17 protein-coding genes are annotated in these 16,294 nt (G+C 57.3%); 10 read left to right on the top strand and 7 right to left on the bottom strand.

The annotated features are described in order from the left end of the window. Positions 1–177 precede the first annotated feature (177 nt). Complete coding sequence (locus ACTF58_RS00630) at positions 178–387, top strand: hypothetical protein (protein WP_438990024.1); 210 nt, start codon at positions 178–180, stop codon at positions 385–387. After that, positions 377–1,270, top strand: a complete 894-nt coding sequence (locus tag ACTF58_RS00635) for a fatty acid desaturase (protein WP_438990025.1) — start codon at positions 377–379, stop codon at positions 1,268–1,270. Before ACTF58_RS00630 ends, ACTF58_RS00635 begins: the two co-directional genes overlap by 11 nt. Here ACTF58_RS00635 and glpK read toward each other — a convergent pair. From glpK to ACTF58_RS00655, 4 genes are all read right to left on the bottom strand, one after another. Continuing rightward, positions 1,267–2,745: a glycerol kinase GlpK gene (gene glpK, locus ACTF58_RS00640; RefSeq protein ID WP_438990026.1), complete on the bottom strand. Its 1,479-nt coding sequence runs from the start codon at positions 2,743–2,745 to the stop codon at positions 1,267–1,269. The genes ACTF58_RS00635 and glpK overlap by 4 nt on opposite strands. Beyond that, positions 2,723–4,288, bottom strand: a complete 1,566-nt coding sequence (glpD, locus tag ACTF58_RS00645; RefSeq protein WP_438990027.1) for a glycerol-3-phosphate dehydrogenase — start codon at positions 4,286–4,288, stop codon at positions 2,723–2,725. The genes glpK and glpD overlap by 23 nt, the downstream gene beginning before the upstream one ends. Before the next feature lie 360 nt (positions 4,289–4,648). Then, complete coding sequence (locus ACTF58_RS00650; protein ID WP_438990028.1) at positions 4,649–5,362, bottom strand: RlmE family RNA methyltransferase; 714 nt, start codon at positions 5,360–5,362, stop codon at positions 4,649–4,651. Positions 5,363–5,376: 14 nt separating this feature from the next. Next, complete coding sequence (locus ACTF58_RS00655; protein WP_438990131.1) at positions 5,377–6,489, bottom strand: Ppx/GppA phosphatase family protein; 1,113 nt, start codon at positions 6,487–6,489, stop codon at positions 5,377–5,379. Positions 6,490–6,771: 282 nt separating this feature from the next. On the opposite strand from ACTF58_RS00655, the gene ACTF58_RS00660 reads away from it, so the two are divergent. The 3 genes from ACTF58_RS00660 to ACTF58_RS00670 are packed head-to-tail and all read left to right on the top strand — an operon-like array spanning position 6,772 to position 9,136. Continuing rightward, the gene (locus tag ACTF58_RS00660) at positions 6,772–7,068 is read left to right on the top strand and encodes a virulence factor (RefSeq protein ID WP_438990029.1); all 297 of its coding nucleotides are present in this window, start codon (positions 6,772–6,774) and stop codon (positions 7,066–7,068) included. A 27-nt stretch (positions 7,069–7,095) separates the two neighbouring features. Next, positions 7,096–8,043: a methylenetetrahydrofolate reductase gene (locus ACTF58_RS00665; RefSeq protein WP_438990030.1), complete on the top strand. Its 948-nt coding sequence runs from the start codon at positions 7,096–7,098 to the stop codon at positions 8,041–8,043. 13 nt (positions 8,044–8,056) lie between these two features. Beyond that, positions 8,057–9,136 carry a dihydropteroate synthase gene (locus ACTF58_RS00670; protein ID WP_438990031.1) on the top strand — a complete coding sequence of 360 codons (1,080 nt, stop codon included), beginning with the start codon at positions 8,057–8,059 and terminating at the stop codon, positions 9,134–9,136. Between the two features lie 83 nt (positions 9,137–9,219). Here ACTF58_RS00670 and ACTF58_RS00675 read toward each other — a convergent pair whose 3' ends face one another. The 3 genes from ACTF58_RS00675 to pdxH form a co-directional block, all read right to left on the bottom strand. Then, the gene (locus ACTF58_RS00675) at positions 9,220–9,684 is read right to left on the bottom strand and encodes a DUF192 domain-containing protein (RefSeq protein WP_438990032.1); all 465 of its coding nucleotides are present in this window, start codon (positions 9,682–9,684) and stop codon (positions 9,220–9,222) included. Between the two features lie 35 nt (positions 9,685–9,719). Next, positions 9,720–10,217: a cold-shock protein gene (locus tag ACTF58_RS00680; RefSeq protein ID WP_438990033.1), complete on the bottom strand. Its 498-nt coding sequence runs from the start codon at positions 10,215–10,217 to the stop codon at positions 9,720–9,722. Positions 10,218–10,386: 169 nt separating this feature from the next. Then, positions 10,387–10,992: a pyridoxamine 5'-phosphate oxidase gene (gene pdxH, locus ACTF58_RS00685; RefSeq protein ID WP_438990034.1), complete on the bottom strand. Its 606-nt coding sequence runs from the start codon at positions 10,990–10,992 to the stop codon at positions 10,387–10,389. 104 nt (positions 10,993–11,096) lie between these two features. On the opposite strand from pdxH, the gene fabI reads away from it, so the two are divergent. From fabI to ACTF58_RS00710, 5 genes are all read left to right on the top strand, one after another. Further along, positions 11,097–11,918 carry an enoyl-ACP reductase FabI gene (gene fabI, locus ACTF58_RS00690; protein WP_438990035.1) on the top strand — a complete coding sequence of 274 codons (822 nt, stop codon included), beginning with the start codon at positions 11,097–11,099 and terminating at the stop codon, positions 11,916–11,918. Positions 11,919–11,921: 3 nt separating this feature from the next. Beyond that, positions 11,922–12,533, top strand: a complete 612-nt coding sequence (locus ACTF58_RS00695; protein WP_438990036.1) for a LysE family translocator — start codon at positions 11,922–11,924, stop codon at positions 12,531–12,533. A gap of 20 nt (positions 12,534–12,553) precedes the next feature. Further along, positions 12,554–13,072 carry a xanthine phosphoribosyltransferase gene (gene gpt / locus ACTF58_RS00700; RefSeq protein ID WP_438990037.1) on the top strand — a complete coding sequence of 173 codons (519 nt, stop codon included), beginning with the start codon at positions 12,554–12,556 and terminating at the stop codon, positions 13,070–13,072. A 134-nt stretch (positions 13,073–13,206) separates the two neighbouring features. Then, positions 13,207–14,382, top strand: coding sequence for an aminotransferase (locus ACTF58_RS00705; RefSeq protein ID WP_438990038.1), 1,176 nt, complete (start codon positions 13,207–13,209; stop codon positions 14,380–14,382). Positions 14,383–14,447: 65 nt separating this feature from the next. Further along, the gene (locus tag ACTF58_RS00710; RefSeq protein WP_438990039.1) at positions 14,448–16,292 is read left to right on the top strand and encodes a SurA N-terminal domain-containing protein; all 1,845 of its coding nucleotides are present in this window, start codon (positions 14,448–14,450) and stop codon (positions 16,290–16,292) included. Positions 16,293–16,294: the final 2 nt, after the last annotated feature.

Consider the following 16,294-nt stretch of genomic DNA (forward strand, 5'->3'; position numbering starts at 1 on the left):
GCTCACCCTTCAGACCATCATATGCCCTTAACCTAGACCAATGCCCTTCTGGTTCAATGGCAAAGCCGCACTTGATCGCCAACAAGGCGATTAGACGCTTAGACGTCTTGCTCCGACCCCCTCGCCTCTTTAGGTTTTAGTGCAAGACCTTCTCTCTCGGGTCAAAAGGAATAGCCAATGCCAGCAAACGCCCTGCAAAAAGACAGTGTGAACAGTCGCGCCACGGTTTTGGCCAACTCCACTGATGCGCCCAACGCGCGTCTCGAGGCGCAGGTTGGCCGTCATCATGTCCTCCTGAAATGGGTTGCAAGCGATGAAAACCGCTGCACCAAAACGCTTCTTGAACGCCCTAACCCACTTGGATTGGACACGCCAAATGGATCATAAGTCCTTTCTTCAAACTTTAAACGCTGATGAAAAGGCGATCCTCACCCGCCGCTCTGATGCGGCAGGTCTGAGGCATCTTGCAGGGCACCTCGGCCTTATTATGACACTCGGAGCGCTCATAGCCTTCAAAGTCCCATTCTGGGGGCTATTGCTTCTGCCCCAAGGCATAGCGCTCGCGTTTCTTTTCACGCTTCAGCATGAAGCAACGCATAAAACGCCCTTTGCCACCGAGCGCCTCAATGAAACCATCGGTCATCTCATTGCGCTCCTGATTGCCCAGCCCTTCACTTGGTTTCGTTACTTTCACCTCGCCCACCACAAACACACCCAAGATCCCGCGCAAGATCCGGAGTTGGCGGGTCTGCCCAAGCCAGACAATTGGCCGAGCTTTTTCTACCACCTCTCCAGCCTCTCCTATTGGCGGGACAAGGTCGTGCTCTTGCTGATGCACGCAGGCGGCAAGGCCGAGGCCCCTTACCTGCCAAAGCGGGCTCACACCATGCTCAAACAAGAGGCGCGTGTGCTTCTGGCGTGCTATGCGCTGGCTGTCGCTTTCTCTGTCTTTGTCTCGCCGCTGTTGTTTTGGGTCTGGCTCGCGCCACTTGCCTTGGGGTTCCCTGTGCTGCGGCTTTACCTTCTTGCCGAGCATGGCCGCTGCCCGAATGTTGAAAATATGCTCGAAAACAGCCGCACGACCTATACGGGCAAGCTCGTGAACTTTCTCGCATGGAATATGCCATATCACGCCGAGCATCACAGCCACCCGCAAGTGCCGTTTTACTTACTGCCGCGCCTCAATTCTATTATGGCCCCATATATCGGCACAACAAGCCAAGGCTACCGCGCCTTTGCACAAAGCTACACAGCGTCCTTTAAACGTTAAACTGACTGCGCGGCCGCCACGGCGCGTTGCCACCGCGCATATTTCGCAGTGCGGGTCTTTGCACGCATCTGGGGCTGAAAGCTGCGGTCCAGCTGCCACATCTGCGCAAAACCCTTCTGATCGGGATAAAGCCCGACCGCATGCCCCGCGAGCCATGCTGCGCCAAGTGCCGTTGTTTCAAGCACCACAGGCCGATCCACCTGCGCGTTAGTGATGTCAGCCAAAAACTGCATGGTCCAGTCCGAAGCGCACATCCCACCATCTACTTTCAGAGCCGCCTCAGCATTTGCGCCCCAATCCGCCCGCATGGCCCCAAGCAAATCCCGCGTTTGATAGCCAACCGACTCCAAAGCGGCCCGCGCCATTTCTTCTGGCCCCGTCGCACGCGTCAGCCCAAACGCAGCACCGCGACAATCAGGGGACCAATACGGCGCGCCAAGTCCCGTAAACGCTGGAACAATAACAACGTCTTGCGCGGGGTCCGCCGCCTCGGCCAAAGCCTGCGTGTTTCCCGCCGAACCGATAATACCCAGCCCGTCGCGCAGCCATTGGACCACAGCACCCGCTACAAAGATCGACCCTTCAAGCGCATAAGTGACCTTGCCCTCAAGCTGGTAGGCGATCGTGGTCAACAGCTTATGGTCAGACGTAACAGCCTCGGCTCCCGTATTCAAAAGCGCAAAACAGCCAGTGCCATAAGTCGCTTTCATCATTCCAGGCTCAAAACAGCCCTGCCCGATCATGGCCGCCTGCTGATCGCCTGCAACCCCCATGATCGGCACAGCTGTGCCAAAAAGATCAGCCTCTCCAAACCAGCCCGCACAGTCCTTCACCTCGGGCAAAAGGCTCATCGGAATATCTAGCAAAGCGCAAATTTCTTCGCTCCATGCGCCTGCATGAATGTCATAGAGCAAACTGCGGGAGGCGTTCGTCGCATCTGTTGCATGGACGCGCCCCCCTGTCAGCTTCCACACAAGCCAGCTATCCACCGTGCCGAACGCCAGCTCTCCCGCCTCGGCCTGTGCGCGCGCCCCCTCCACATTCTCCAAAAGCCACGCCAGCTTGCTGGCACTAAAGTAAGGATCAAGCAAAAGCCCCGTCTTGGCGCCAATAAGGGCCTCATGCCCTGCTTCTTTTAGCGCAGCGCAGAACCCGCTTGTGCGCCTGTCCTGCCAGACAATCGCGTTATATATCGGCTTTCCTGTTGCACGGTCCCAAAGGAGCGTGGTTTCGCGCTGGTTGGTAATCCCGATGCCCAAAAGAGCCTCGGCCGAAATCCCCGCCGCATCAAGCGCGCCCTCACATGAGCGCAAAACCGTTTGCCACAAATCTTCTGGTGCGTGTTCAACCCAGCCAGACTGTGAGAAATGCTGTGCAAATTCCTCTTGGGCACTGCCACAGGGGCGCATCTCTGCATCAAAAACAATCACGCGCGAACTGGTCGTGCCCTGATCAATCGCCAAAATATAGCTCATACTCCGCCCCCTCAACAGGGCCTGATCTCGCAAGATAGGCCTCAAGCCCCGCAACACCCTCAGCGCTCATATGCAATCCCAGCTTGCTGCGCCGCCACAGAATATCTTCAGCACTCTGGGCAAACTCATGTGCAACCAACCAATCCACTTCAACCGTGCTCAGCCCCGCGCCCAACTCGTCAAGCGCCTGACACTTGCCAAACATATCAAAAACATCAAGCCCATAACTGCGCACCAACCGCGCAACAGTGCGCGCCTCAAGAAACGGATATGTTGCCGCCACCCGCGCTTCCAATTCAGGCTTAACGCCAAATTCAAACCCCCCGCCCGCAAGCGCAGCCCCTTTTGTCCAAGGGCGACTTTCGGGCGCAAGCCTATCCACAGCAGCTTCTGCCAGCTTGCGATACGTGGTGATTTTCCCGCCAAAAACCGTCAAAAGCGCAGCCTCTTGTGCTTCAAACCGCAGCTCATAATCGCGCGTCGCAGCCGAGGCGCTGGTTTGTCCATCGTCTTGCAAAGGCCGCACACCCGAATAAGACCAAACGACATCAGACACCGTAATATTTTTGCGCAAATACCCGTTCACAAATGCAATCAAATAAGACTGTTCCGCCTCACTAGCCTCTGGCGTTTCGTCGGCGGCGCCGTGCTCGGCATCTGTGGTGCCAATCAAGGTGAAATCGTCCTCATACGGAATAAGAAAGCAGATCCGCCCGTCCGCACCTTGTAGAAAATAGCATTTGTCGTGGTCATAGAGCTTGGGCACAACGATGTGAGATCCGCGCACCAGTCTGATTTGCCCGCGCATCGCTGTGCTGACATGGCCCAAAGCCTGCGCAACCCATGGCCCCGCAGCATTGACCAATGCGCGCGCAAGATGATGGCTTTGGACACCATCCTGCGCGACAGTCACGCGCCACAGCCCGTCCACACGCTCTGCCGCAACAAACGTCGTGCGCGTCAGGATTCGCGCGCCCCGCTCCGCAGCATCCCGCGCGTTCAGGCAAACAAGCCGCGCATCATCCACCCAGACATCAGAATACTCAAATGCGCGCTCAAAACCCGCCTCAAGCGCCGCGCCTTCAGGCCGCCCGACAAGGCTCAACGCTTTTGTGGCTGGCAAAGCATTACGACCGCCCATGTGGTCATACAGAAACAGCCCCAGACGGATCATCCAGTCGGGCCGCCGCCCCTTCATCCATGGCATAAACCGCGCCAATAGCCTTGACGCGGGCGTCTCTGCGTCAAACCGCATCTCTTTATTGAGCGGCAACACAAAACGCATTGGCCAACTGATATGAGGCATCATACCAAGCAAGACTTCGCGCTCCTTCAGAGCCTCTCTCACAAGGCGAAACTCAAAATACTCCAGATAGCGCAACCCGCCATGAAAAAGCTTGGTCGAGGCCGAGGATGTGCCCGAGGCCAGATCATTTTGTTCCACAAGCGTCACAGAGAGCCCGCGCCCCGCCGCATCACGGGCAATACCACAGCCGTTCACCCCACCGCCAATTATGAAGATATCCCTGATCTCGCCTGACATATTGCTCACCTCGCCCTTTTGTTATGAACGCCCTCACACCAAAAGAAAACCAGTAGAAAAACTGACGAAGCATCCCATCCTGATCAATTATCCCAATAATGCTCACGAAACGGTCCGTTTTCGCCACATTTTAGCATCACGTTAAGCCTTATCGGCTTGGGTGTGGGGCTATAGCTGTGAGGACTTCGCCTTTGAAACGCGCTTCTAGCCTGCCACGACACGCCCGCCTGTTTGAGCTGATCCGTCAGCAAAATCTGGCGTTGGCTGCACGCCCGAAATCACAACAAAAATCTTGTGACACGTCAGACGCCCAGAGGCTTATTGTCCTCGCCCACAAAACTTTGCGGCCCCCTCAGAGCACTATCCTCTAAAGCCCGTCGCAATCACAAATTTCTCAGAGCTGTCAGAGCGCGAGCTTGGCGGCTTCACGTTGACAACTTTGGTGAACTTTTGCTTCAAAAGTTTCTGCAGCTCGCCCTCAGCGCCCCCAGCCAAGACTTTGGCCACAAAGGTTCCGCCCTCTTCAAGAACATCAAAGGCAAAATAAGCCGCCGCTTCACAGAGCGAGATAATACGGAGGTGGTCGGTTTGCTTATGCCCTGAGCTGGAGGCCGCCATATCGGACATGACAACATCAGCCTTGCCCCCAAGCCATTCCTTGACCTGATCATCCGCCCCGTCATCCATAAAATCAAGCTGGTGAATCTCACAGCCCACAATCGGCTCGACAACTTGCAAGTCAACGCCAAGAAGCGTGCCAACAGGCCCTGCTTTTTCGCCAAGCGCATTTACCCGTGGCACAGCCACTTGCAGCCAGCCCCCTGGCGCACAGCCAAGGTCAACGACCCGCGCCCCGGGCACCAGAAAGCCAAACTTGTCATCCAGCTCCATGATCTTGAACGCAGCGCGCCCGCGATAGCCCTCGGCCTGCGCGCGCTTAACATAGGGGTCGTTGAGCTGTCGCTGAAGCCAGCGCGTAGAAGAGCTTCGCCGCCCGCGCGCTGTCTTGACCTTGACTTTCAGTTCGCGTTGCCCGCGCCCCGAAGTGTTTTTTCCATCTGGTTTTTTTGCCATGATCTCGCTCTAGCCTAAAACAGGCCGTCCTCCAAGACGCCATCCGCACTCATCTGCGCATAGAGCAACCCCTCGCGCAGACCACGGTCTGCCACGCTCAGGCGATCCGTCGGCCAACAGCGTAGCAATGCCTGTAAAATAGCACTCCCCGACATAATCAGTGCCTGACGGTCCTGCCCGATCCGTGGATCAAGCCTGCGCCCCTCAGGCCCAAGAGCCAGATAATCGCGGATCACCTTATCAATCTCTTCAGAGCTCATGCGCAGCCCGTCTACTTTCGTGCGGTCATAGCGCTTGAGCCCCAAATGACTTGCCGCCACAGTCGTGACTGTGCCCGACGTGCCGACAATCTGAAACCGCTCGCGTTGCTGAACCCCTTGATAAGGCGTAAAATCAGCAAGATTTTCCTCAAAATACCAGCTCATAAGAGCAAACCGCGCCGCATCATCTTCGACATCGTCAAACTGGTCTTTCAACGTCGCAACACCCAAAGGTACAGAAATCCAGTCGACCACCTTTGCCATCGGCTCATTGCCTTCTTGGTGGCTAAAGCCGCGATGCATCCTCATAATCGCCTTGGCCCGATGTTTCTTGGGCACCTCGGACAAATCGATCCAAACAAGCTCGGTGGAGCCGCCGCCGATATCAACAACCAAAAGCTGCTCTGTTTTGGGGCTCACCAAAGGCGCACAGGAAATAACCGCCAGCCGCGCCTCTTCCTCGGCAGGGATGATATCCAGAACAAGCCCCGTCTCGCGCTTGATCTTGGCCAGAAACTCGGCCGAATTCTGAGCGCGCCGACAGGCTTCTGTCGCCACAAGCCGCATTTTGCGCACTTTGTGACGCTTCAACTTCTGCTGACAGGTCTTCAACGCCTGTATCGTGCGCTGCATAGAGCTGCGCGAAAGCTTGCCGGTGCCCTCAAGGCCAAGGCCAAGCTGCACAGACTTAGAATAGCTATCAACCACATGAAACTGACTGCCCGACGGTCGGGCAATCAACATACGGCAACTGTTCGTGCCCAGATCCAGCGCCGCATAGAGCGGCCCTGGTTCAGGCGGTTTCGGCGCGGGGCTCTCAACCGTTTTATAGGGAGCGCCCGCACCTTTGGGACGCTTGGGCGTCATTGTAACGCCCTCCATTTCGTGTTGCTTTCAAACTATGCTGCGCACCAAACTTCTGCAAGGGATATCGAAGATCATAGAGCTCCCATTTTTGAACCGCACTGCGCCAACACATCCTCATTAAGACCATGAAGATTTTTCAAGGCGGCCAAAGCGGCGGCCCTGTTCATTTTTGTCGTGAAATCTGCGCAAGGTCGCTCAAATGCGCCGCGAAGTCGAAAACGAGCGCTGCGGCGCGGCTCGCGTCCTTTAGACCTGATCATCAAAGAGGAAAGGGAATCATCCATGCCCGACGTTACAATTGTTTATTGGCGCGACATTCCGGCTCAAGTCATCGTTGGCAAAGGCCGTCGTGGCTCCAAAGCGCCCTTGCCTGAACGGTTTGAGCAGGCAATCGACCGCGCCGCCATGAAGATCGGCGCAGAAGACAGTGACGCCTACATGGCCGAATGGCGCAAGGCTGAGCCCTTCACAGTCGAAGGCGAGCCAGACGAGATCGCCGCGGCGGAAGCCGCGCGCATCGACGCAGAATACGACAAAGAGCGCATCAAAGCGCTGATCGCAAACGAAGGCTGGGCCTAAGCGCTCATGAACATCAGGGAGGCCATAATGGCACTGCTCAATTTTCGCAAAAAAACGGCTGACACAGCCACGGCCACGGCCAACCCTGCCCAGATGGAGGCCTTTCTTCAGGGTTACTCTATTGAGGTGATGCCGCGCACCGCCTCCAAAGTTGAGGATTTTCGCGACATCCTCCCCAAAGGCACACGTGTCTACATCGCCCATATCGAGGGCACGCCGATTGAAGAAATGGTCGAGACAGCAGCGCGCATCAATGCCGAAGGCTTTGATGTCATGCCGCACTTCCCCGCCCGTATTATTCACGACGAAGCCATGCTCGCCAACTGGATCGCCATGTATCAGGGCGAAGCCAACGTCAATCAGGCTCTCCTGCTCGCGGGCGGCGTCGACAAACCGCATGGTGCCTTCCATTCTTCAATGCAGCTCCTTGAGAGCGGTCTCTTTGACAAAGCTGGCTTTAAACGCCTTCACGTCGCAGGCCACCCTGAAGGCAACAAAGACATCGACAAAGACGGAAGCCACAAAAACGTCGAGGACGCCCTCCAGTGGAAACAGAAGTTCTCCGAGCGCACCGACGCCAAAATGGCCCTCGCCACACAGTTCGCCTTCGAAGCTGGCCCGATCATTGAATGGGCCAATGGCCTCAAAGCCGCAGGCGTCGACATCCCCGTCCATATCGGGATCGCGGGTCCAGCGAAGCTCCAGACGCTGATCAAATTTGCCATCGCCTGTGGCGTCGGCCCCTCCCTCAAAGTGCTCCAGAAGCGCGCAATGGATGTGACCAAACTGCTTCTGCCTTATGAGCCAACAGAGGTTCTCGCAGAGCTAGCCGCCCACAAAGCGGCCAACCCCGACTTCAACATCGAGCAGGTTCACTTCTTCCCGCTCGGCGGCATCAAAACCAACGCCACATGGGCAACGGACAACGGCGGCGCTTCCGGCGTTCCTGTAAATGCCGTGGCAAACCAAGCATAAGAAAGCGCGATCAATGACCAGAACTATCGTCGAATCCAAAACCAAAACCGCGATCATCGGCTTTGACCAGCCCTTCACCGTGATCGGAGAGCGCATCAACCCGACGGGGCGCAAAATCCTTAACGAAGAGCTGGAGCGTGGAGACTTCACCCGCGTTCAGGCCGACGCCATCGCCCAAGTGGCGGCTGGCGCGACCATTCTTGATATCAACTCGGGCGCCGTCTTCTCGGGCAAAATGGCCGAAGACCCCCGCTATGCGGACAACAACTTCGTTGAGCCGACGCTAATGCGCGAGCTGATTGAAAAAGTGCAGGAAGTCACCGACTCACCGCTCTGCATCGACAGCTCGGTGCCCGGTGCGCTTGAGGCTGGCCTTGCCGCCGCTGAAGGCCGCCCGCTTCTGAACTCGGTCACAGGCGAAGAAGAGCGCCTTGAGCAGGTGCTTCCACTCGTTAAGAAGTATAACGTGCCCGTTGTCGCCATCTCAAATGATGACACAGGAATCTCCGAAGACCCTGACGTGCGCTTTGCCGTCGCCAAAAAGATCGTCGAGCGCGCAGCCGACTTTGGCATCCCTGCGCATGACATAGTGGTCGACCCGCTCGTGATGCCAATCGGCGCAATGGGAACAGCAGGCCTTCAGGTTTTCACGCTCGTGCGCCGCTTGCGCGAAGAGCTCGGCGTAAACACAACCTGTGGTGCGTCCAATATCTCATTTGGCCTGCCAAACCGCCACGGCATCAACAACGCCTTCCTGCCCATGGCGATCACTGCGGGCATGACCTCAGCGATCATGAACCCTGTGGCAATCCCCGTTGGCCCCACCAAAATCGCCGAAAAGCGCGCCGAAGTTGAGGCTTCTGGTCTCGTTCTGCCAGCTGATATGGACGATGAAACCTTCTGCCAGCTCTTTGGCCTTGGCTCAACAAAGCCCCGTGCAGGCAAGGAAATGGAGGCCATCCGTGCCGCCAACTTCCTGACCAACAATGATGACGGTGGCTCAGCTTGGATCAGCTTCAACCGTGTTGCCCCCAAAGCAGGCCAAGAAGGCCGTGGCCGCGCAGGTCGCACAGGCGGACGCCGCCGCGGCTAAACTTGCAAGACCGGTGAAAAAGCGCTCCAGCTCCACGCTGGGGCGCTTTTTTGTGCCGCCTCTTGGCCTGTCATGCGCTCAGATCACTCGGCACAAGGCCAGGCGGCAAGATCCTGATCAAAAGAAGCATGGCGCAGTTCGCTGCCCACATCCAAACCATAGAGCGCTGCCAACCCACCGTTGATTTCCAACACGGCCAGCGCCTTGCCATTGCTGGAAATAAGCGTTTCATCAAGGGGTTGCGCGCGATGATGAATGTGACTGACACGGCCCGTTGCGTCCACAAACAGCAAATCAAGCTCAATCAGTGTGTTGCGCATCCAAAAGGCAAGCTGCGCGGGCCTCTTAAAGACAAATAACATTCCCGCGCCCCTTGGCAGCTGCGCGCGGTGCATCAGCCCCTTGGCACGCTCTTGGGCGGTATCTGCAATTTCAACCTGAAACTGGGTTGCGCCCCAAGGCCCGCGCAACGCGACCAAGTCATCCTGACACTGTGCTGACACAGGCCTGGCCCCGAACGGCAGAAAAACGAAAAGAGCGGCCATCATAGCCGCCCCCATAAAGTTCATGCGAACCTTTAAGTCTAGATCGCGCTTTCCCAAGAGCAAACCTCCGTTGCCATGCGCCCACGTTTGCCATCAATCACTTTGATCGCAACCGCCTCGCCCGGCTGAAGGTCGGCAAAGCCTGAGCGGCGGAGCACTTCGATATGTACAAACACATCATCGTCCTTGCCGTAGACATTTGCAAATCCAAACCCCTTGCTTTTATCAAACCATTTGACACGCGCCGCTTCGAGTGTGGCCGCTGCGATGATCGCAGGGTCAATATCCTCAAAGTCAGCCAAAGCAGGCTCACCCGTGTTTTCTGGCGGTTCGATTTCAAGCACTTCTGTCGCCTGCACACCGCGCTCGGTGATCTGCGCACTCAAAGCAATCCGCGCGCCATCAGCGATCGAATTCTGCCCAAAGTTCCGCAACACATTGGCGTGCAACAAGATATCTGGTCCGCCTGTATCAGCAACCACGAAGCCAAACCCCTTTACAGGATCAAACCACTTCACGCTGCCGCGAACTAACATTACGTCTTCCACAATCAAAATTTACTTTCCTGTCCGTTTCACTCCGTCCCCATACGTTTAATGCAGGTAAACAGTTGATTAATTCAACAGAAAAATTCGGATTTTTTGAAAAATAATGTGAAATAACACGCATAAATCTGACGCCAACCAGCGTCACATTGTGCTTAAACTAGGGATTCAAACGTAAAATCTCCCAATCACACGCAACAGTCGCCCGACGCCAGCGAAAACGGTCATGTAACCGAAAAGCCCCATCTGCCCAAAACTCGATTTCAAGCGGGGTGATACGATAGCCCCCCCAAAACGGAGGCCGCTCAGGATTCGGTCCTTTTTCCGCCGTTATCTTTGCCACCTTGGCCATCAGGCTCGCACGCGAGCTCAATGGCTGAGACTGATCCGAAGCCCAAGCCCCCAAACGGCTCTTGAGAGAACGCGACTTATAATACTCATCCGCTTGCGGGCCTTCGACTTTGCTGATCAGCCCGCGCACCCGCACTTGGCGGCGCAAAGACTTCCAATGCATGACAAAAGCGCCCTTGCCGGCGCCTTCGAGTTCTTGGGCTTTGGCCGAGCCATAGTTGGTATAAAACACAAAAGCATCCGCCTCGATCTCTTTGAGCAAAACCATGCGCGCATTGGGCAATCCGTCCTGATCTACAGTCGAAAGCGCAATCGCATTCGGGTCGTTCACTTCAGAGCCTTGCGCTTCATCAAGCCAGCGCTGCGCAATAGCAAAGGGATCCTCGCCAGCGAAGTGTCCTGTTCTATCTGCCATGGTATTTCCTTTGTCTTTCAAGTCCTGAGACTTGAAGCACCCTAGGCAATCGCCTAAAGACGTCAATAACTCATTAACAAATATTCATCAGGGCGGAGATATGAATGTCTAATCAGCTTTTGGCAGGGAAACGCGGGCTTATTATGGGCCTCGCAAACGACAAGTCGATCGCTTGGGGGATCGCAAAGGCCTGCGCCGAGGCCGGCGCCGAGTTGGCTTTCTCCTATCAAGGCGAGGCCCTGCTCAAACGGGTCACCCCTTTGGCGGCGCAACTGGGCTCGTCCCTCGTCGTTCCCTGTGATGTGGCCGACGAAGCCTCCATGGACGCGCTCTTTGAGACGCTCAAGGCCGAATGGGGCCAGCTCGACTTCGTGGTCCACGCCATCGGCTTTTCTGACAAAAACGAGCTGCGCGGGCGGTATGTCGAAACCAGCCGCGACAACTTCACCATGACAATGGACATTTCGGTTTATTCCTTCACAGCCATCATGCAGCGCGCCGAAAAGATGATGTCTGAGGGTGGCTCTGCCCTCACCCTGACATATTACGGTGCCGAGCAGGTGATGCCGCATTATAACGTGATGGGCGTTGCCAAAGCGGCGCTGGAAGCCTCGGTCAAATATCTCGCCGAAGATCTCGGCAAAGACGGCATCCGCGTCAACGCGATCTCCGCTGGACCGATCAAGACATTGGCCGCCTCTGGCATTGGTGACTTCCGCTATATTCTCAAGTGGAACGAGTTGAATTCGCCGCTGCGCCGCAACGTGACAATCAACGATGTCGGCAAATCCGCGCTCTACCTGCTCTCTGACCTCGGCTCAGGCGTGACAGGTGAAAACCTTCACGTTGATGCGGGCTATCACGTCGTCGGTATGAAAGCCGTCGATGCGCCTGACATCGACGTTGTAACAGGCCGCAAAGACTAAGCCATGGAGCTGGGCCACATCATTGCGTTCAACCTGACGCTGCTGGCCTCTATGGCCAGCCCTGGCCCAGCCCTGCTCCTCGCGCTCAAAACGACGCTCTCCTCGGGCCGCATGGCGGGGATCGTCACAGGCCTTGGTCTTGGCACAATGGCCGCTCTCTGGACAGGCCTAGCCCTATTGGGACTTGAGGGTGTGTTTAAACTCTTCCCATGGGCTTATACGCTGCTCAAAACAGGCGGCGCGCTCTACCTGCTTTATATAGCTTACGGTATGTGGAAAGACGCGGCAAAGCCTCTGCCGCCTTCTTCCTCCGATGCGCCAAAGCTGCGACGCGCCTTTTTTACAGGCTTTGCAGTCAATATGGGCAATCCGAAGTCTGTCATATTTGCCTCTGCCGTGCTCTTGGTCATTTTTCCTCAAGATATGAGCCTCGCTGCAAAAGCCAGTATTGCGCTTAATCACTTGCTCATCGAGTGGACCGTCTACACCCTCTTTGCCATTGCGCTTTCCACATCAGCCGCGCGCGCAGGATATCTGCGCCTCAAACCCTTGTTTGATCGCTTTGCAGCCCTCATTCTCGGCGCTCTCGCGCTGCGCCTCATCTTTTCAAAATAATCCACAAAGGAATCGCCGCCATGACAGACCGCCTGCCCCACGAAAAAGGCTTTCACATCTCCTGGGACCAAATTCACCGCGACAGCCGCGCGCTTGCGTGGCGACTGGATGGCAAAGGCCCTGATGCCGGCCAATGGCGCGCCGTTGTCGCTGTCACCCGTGGCGGCATGGCCCCCGCCATGATCGTCGCACGCGAGCTTGACATTCGCACGGTCGATACAATCTCGGTCAAATCCTATCACTCAGGCGGCGGCGCAGCCGACCAGCGCCGCGAGGCCGAAGTGCTCAAAGCGCCCGAAACTGGCCTCATGGGCGACGGCACAGGCATCCTCGTGGTGGATGATCTCGTGGACAGCGGTAAAACACTCGAACTGGTGCGCTCGCTATACCCCAACGCCCACTTTGCCTGCGTATATGCAAAGCCCGAAGGCGAAAAACAGGCCGATACCTTCATCACAGGCGTCAGCCAAGACACATGGATCTTCTTCCCGTGGGATATGGCGTTGCAATATGTTGAGCCCTACCGCGGCAAAGACTGACACCCGAGACTATTGCCCCTGCAGGACGCTCCGCGGGGGATATTTGACGAAAGAAAAAGCAAGGGAGGCATCGCCCTTTTTCTTTCTGAAAATATCCCCGCCGGAGGCTCCCAGATCACAACAGGAGTCACGCTATGACATTGCCCCGCACCGCAACAACCTTTCCTCCCCCCGTGCAGGAAGCGCGGCGCTGGCTTACGGACGTGAGCTTTCCGCCCGAGCGCCCTTTGATCAACGTCAGCCAAGCGGCGCCCACCGCACCACCGCCAGCGCCAATGCGCGAAGCCATGGCCGAAGCCATCCTGTCACAGCCCGAGACACATCTCTACGGCCCCACGCTCGGCCTGCCAGCTCTGCGCGCCGAAGTGGCCGAGCAGTGGCGAGCAAGCTATGGCGGCGAAATTGCAGAGGCTGAGGTCGCAATCACATCAGGTTGCAATCAGGCTTTCGCCGCAGCCATCGCCACGCTCTGTGCCGAGGGAGACGAGGTCATCCTTCCGACTCCGTGGTATTTCAACCATAAAATGTGGCTCGATATGTCAGGCGTGCGCAGCATCGCCCTGCCCGCTGGCGCAGGCCTTTTACCTGATCCCGACGCGGCCCGCGCCCTGATCACGCCACGCACCCGCGCCATTGCGCTCGTCACGCCGAACAATCCCGCTGGCGTGGAATATCCAGCCGCACTTGTCGGCGCCTTTTATGATCTGGCCCAAGAGCACGGCCTTGCGCTGATTGTGGACGAAACCTACCGCGACTTTGACAGCCGCACAGGCGCGCCGCATGATCTCTTCACGCGCCACGGCTGGCAGGACACCCTGATCCAGCTATACTCCTTTTCCAAAGCCTACCGCCTCACGGGCCATCGCGTCGGCGCTGTCGTGGCCTCGCGAGCACGCTTGGCAGAGGTCGAAAAGTTTCTCGATACCGTCACCATTTGCCCCAACCAGCTTGGCCAGCGTGGCGCGCTTTGGGGGATGCAAAACCTAAGCCAATGGCTCGCAGGGGAGCGCGCCGAAATCCTCGCGCGCCGCGCCGCCATTGAGGCCGAATTCCCGCGCCTTGAAGCACAGGGCTGGCAGCTTCTCGGCCTCGGTGCTTACTTCGCCTATATGGCCCACCCCTTTGAGCTGGCCTCGGATGCGCTCGCCCAAGAGCTTGTACGCCAACAAAGCGTCTTATGCCTGCCCGGAACCATGTTCCGCCCCGAAAAAGAGGCCGCAGGCGCGCGCGAGCTGCGCATTGCTTTTGCCAATGTGAATGCGGCAGGTGTCAAAACCCTGTTTGACAGGCTGCAAATGACCCGCGCTTGAGCCTTGCTCCCGCGCGCGCAAACCCTTAGACACTGCCCTCAAGAATTGGGCATGAGGAGAGCGTGATGAGCGCGAGTGGTAAGACAACCAAAACTTTGGTCTGGATCCTGATGGCGATGCTCATCTTGGGCCTTGGCGGCTTCGGAATCACCAACCTCGGCGGCTCCGTGCGCACCATTGGCACCGTGGGTGACAAAGACATCACCACCCAGAGTTACAGCCGCGCCCTGCGCCAGATGTTGCAGGGCCAAAGCTCGGCTTCTGGCAGCCCGCTCAGCTTTGCCGAAGCCCAAGCCCAACAGTTCGACCGCCTCGTGCTCTCACAGCTCGTTGCCACGCGCTCGCTTGACGCCGAAACCGCCGCGCTCGGCCTCTCTGTCGGTGACGCACGCCTCGCCCGCCAGATCGTCGAGACAGACGCTTTCAAAGGCCTTGACGGCAAGTTCAGCCGTGACGACTATCGCTTCCGCCTTCAGCAAATCGGCCTCACAGAGCGTCAGTATGAAGAGATCGTGCGCGAAGAAATGGCTCGTGGGGTTGTGCAGACAGCCCTGTTCAACAACATTCAGCCAACAGCCAGCTATGCAGACACGATCCTGAACTTTATCGGCGAAGAGCGCGACTTCACATGGGCAATCCTTGACGAAACCCTGCTCGACGCGCCCTTGCCAGAGGCCACCGAAGCAGAGCTTGTCGCATTTCACAGTGAAAACTCAGCCAATTACAAAACGCCTTTCTTGCGCAAAATCACCTTTGCCATGCTCACGCCCGAGCAGATGATTGACGCCGTAGACGTCGACGAGACAACGCTGCAACAGCTCTTCAACGAGCGCGCCGCCGAGCTCAACCGCCCCGAGCGCCGCCTTGTCGAGCGCCTCGTGTTTCCAGCCGAGGCTGACGCCACAACCGCGGCCGAGGCCCTCACAGCAGGCACCAAAAGCTTTGAAGCTGTCGTGGCAGAGCGTGGCCTGACCCTCTCTGATATCGATATCGGTGATGTTCGCAAGGATGAGCTTGCAAGCGCTGGCGACGCTGTGTTTGCCGCCCGCGCAGGCGATATTGTCGGCCCGTTCACAACCGATCTTGGCCCCGCCCTCTTTCGCATCAACGGCATTCTCGCTGCGGTCGAGACAGAATATGACGACGTCATAGACGAGCTGCGCGATGAATATGCCCAGAGCCGCGCCCGCCGCCTGATCGATGTCGAGCGCGAGGCCTATGAAGACCTCCTCGCCGCTGGTGCCACGCTCGAAGAGCTGGCCGCCGAAACCAAGATGGAGCTTGGCAAGATCGATTGGCATGACCGCGCCGAAGCGACGCCCGCAGGCTATGCCGCCTTCCGCGAGACCGCAAACCGGATCACGCTTGAGGACTTCCCCGAAATCATCGAGCTGGACGATGGCGGCCTGATTGCCATGCGCCTTGATGCCGAAGAGCCCGCCACTGAGCAGCCTCTCTCCGCTGTGCGCGCAAACGTCATTGAAGACGAGCGCCGCCAACGCCTGCTAAACGCTCTTGAAAACAAAGCCCGAGCGCTTGCAGCCACTCTTGGCGAAGGCCGCGCCTTTGCCTCGATTGGCCTCGCACCACGTGTCGAAACAGGCCTCACACGTGCCGAATTCATCGCGGATGCGCCAGCCTCGCTTATGGTGGATGCTTTTGCTCTCATCACTCAGGGCGAAACTGCCGTGGTGCGCGGAAGCGACACCGTCGCGCTCCTCCAACTGGATATGATCATTGCCCCTGATCTGACTGATCCCGAGTTGGCCAGCACCCGCAGCCTGTTGGAAAGCCAGTATGAAAACGATCTGGCACAAGACATCTACAACCTGTTCGTGAGTGACATTCAGTCACGTATGCCCATCACCCTGGATGAAACCGCAATCAACGCGGTCAACACCCAGTTTTAAAC

It is taken from the genome of Lentibacter sp. (assembly GCF_965657785.1).
GTDB lineage: Bacteria > Pseudomonadota > Alphaproteobacteria > Rhodobacterales > Rhodobacteraceae > Lentibacter.

Excerpts from the sequence above, each read along its gene's own strand:
- ACTF58_RS00675 (WP_438990032.1), bottom strand. The coding sequence starts at position 9,684 with ATGATGGCCGCTCTTTTCGTTTTTCTGCCGTTCGGGGCCAGGCCTGTG.
- ACTF58_RS00705 (WP_438990038.1), top strand. The coding sequence starts at position 13,207 with ATGACATTGCCCCGCACCGCAACAACCTTTCCTCCCCCCGTGCAGGAA.
- glpD (WP_438990027.1), bottom strand. The coding sequence starts at position 4,288 with ATGTCAGGCGAGATCAGGGATATCTTCATAATTGGCGGTGGGGTGAAC.
- ACTF58_RS00680 (WP_438990033.1), bottom strand. The coding sequence starts at position 10,217 with ATGTTAGTTCGCGGCAGCGTGAAGTGGTTTGATCCTGTAAAGGGGTTT.
- gpt (WP_438990037.1), top strand. The coding sequence starts at position 12,554 with ATGACAGACCGCCTGCCCCACGAAAAAGGCTTTCACATCTCCTGGGAC.
- ACTF58_RS00650 (WP_438990028.1), bottom strand. The coding sequence starts at position 5,362 with ATGGCAAAAAAACCAGATGGAAAAAACACTTCGGGGCGCGGGCAACGC.
- ACTF58_RS00670 (WP_438990031.1), top strand. The coding sequence starts at position 8,057 with ATGACCAGAACTATCGTCGAATCCAAAACCAAAACCGCGATCATCGGC.
- ACTF58_RS00710 (WP_438990039.1), top strand. The coding sequence starts at position 14,448 with ATGAGCGCGAGTGGTAAGACAACCAAAACTTTGGTCTGGATCCTGATG.
- ACTF58_RS00660 (WP_438990029.1), top strand. The coding sequence starts at position 6,772 with ATGCCCGACGTTACAATTGTTTATTGGCGCGACATTCCGGCTCAAGTC.
- ACTF58_RS00665 (WP_438990030.1), top strand. The coding sequence starts at position 7,096 with ATGGCACTGCTCAATTTTCGCAAAAAAACGGCTGACACAGCCACGGCC.
- ACTF58_RS00695 (WP_438990036.1), top strand. The coding sequence starts at position 11,922 with ATGGAGCTGGGCCACATCATTGCGTTCAACCTGACGCTGCTGGCCTCT.
- ACTF58_RS00635 (WP_438990025.1), top strand. The coding sequence starts at position 377 with ATGGATCATAAGTCCTTTCTTCAAACTTTAAACGCTGATGAAAAGGCG.
- glpK (WP_438990026.1), bottom strand. The coding sequence starts at position 2,745 with ATGAGCTATATTTTGGCGATTGATCAGGGCACGACCAGTTCGCGCGTG.
- ACTF58_RS00630 (WP_438990024.1), top strand. The coding sequence starts at position 178 with ATGCCAGCAAACGCCCTGCAAAAAGACAGTGTGAACAGTCGCGCCACG.
- fabI (WP_438990035.1), top strand. The coding sequence starts at position 11,097 with ATGTCTAATCAGCTTTTGGCAGGGAAACGCGGGCTTATTATGGGCCTC.
- ACTF58_RS00655 (WP_438990131.1), bottom strand. The coding sequence starts at position 6,489 with ATGACGCCCAAGCGTCCCAAAGGTGCGGGCGCTCCCTATAAAACGGTT.
- pdxH (WP_438990034.1), bottom strand. The coding sequence starts at position 10,992 with ATGGCAGATAGAACAGGACACTTCGCTGGCGAGGATCCCTTTGCTATT.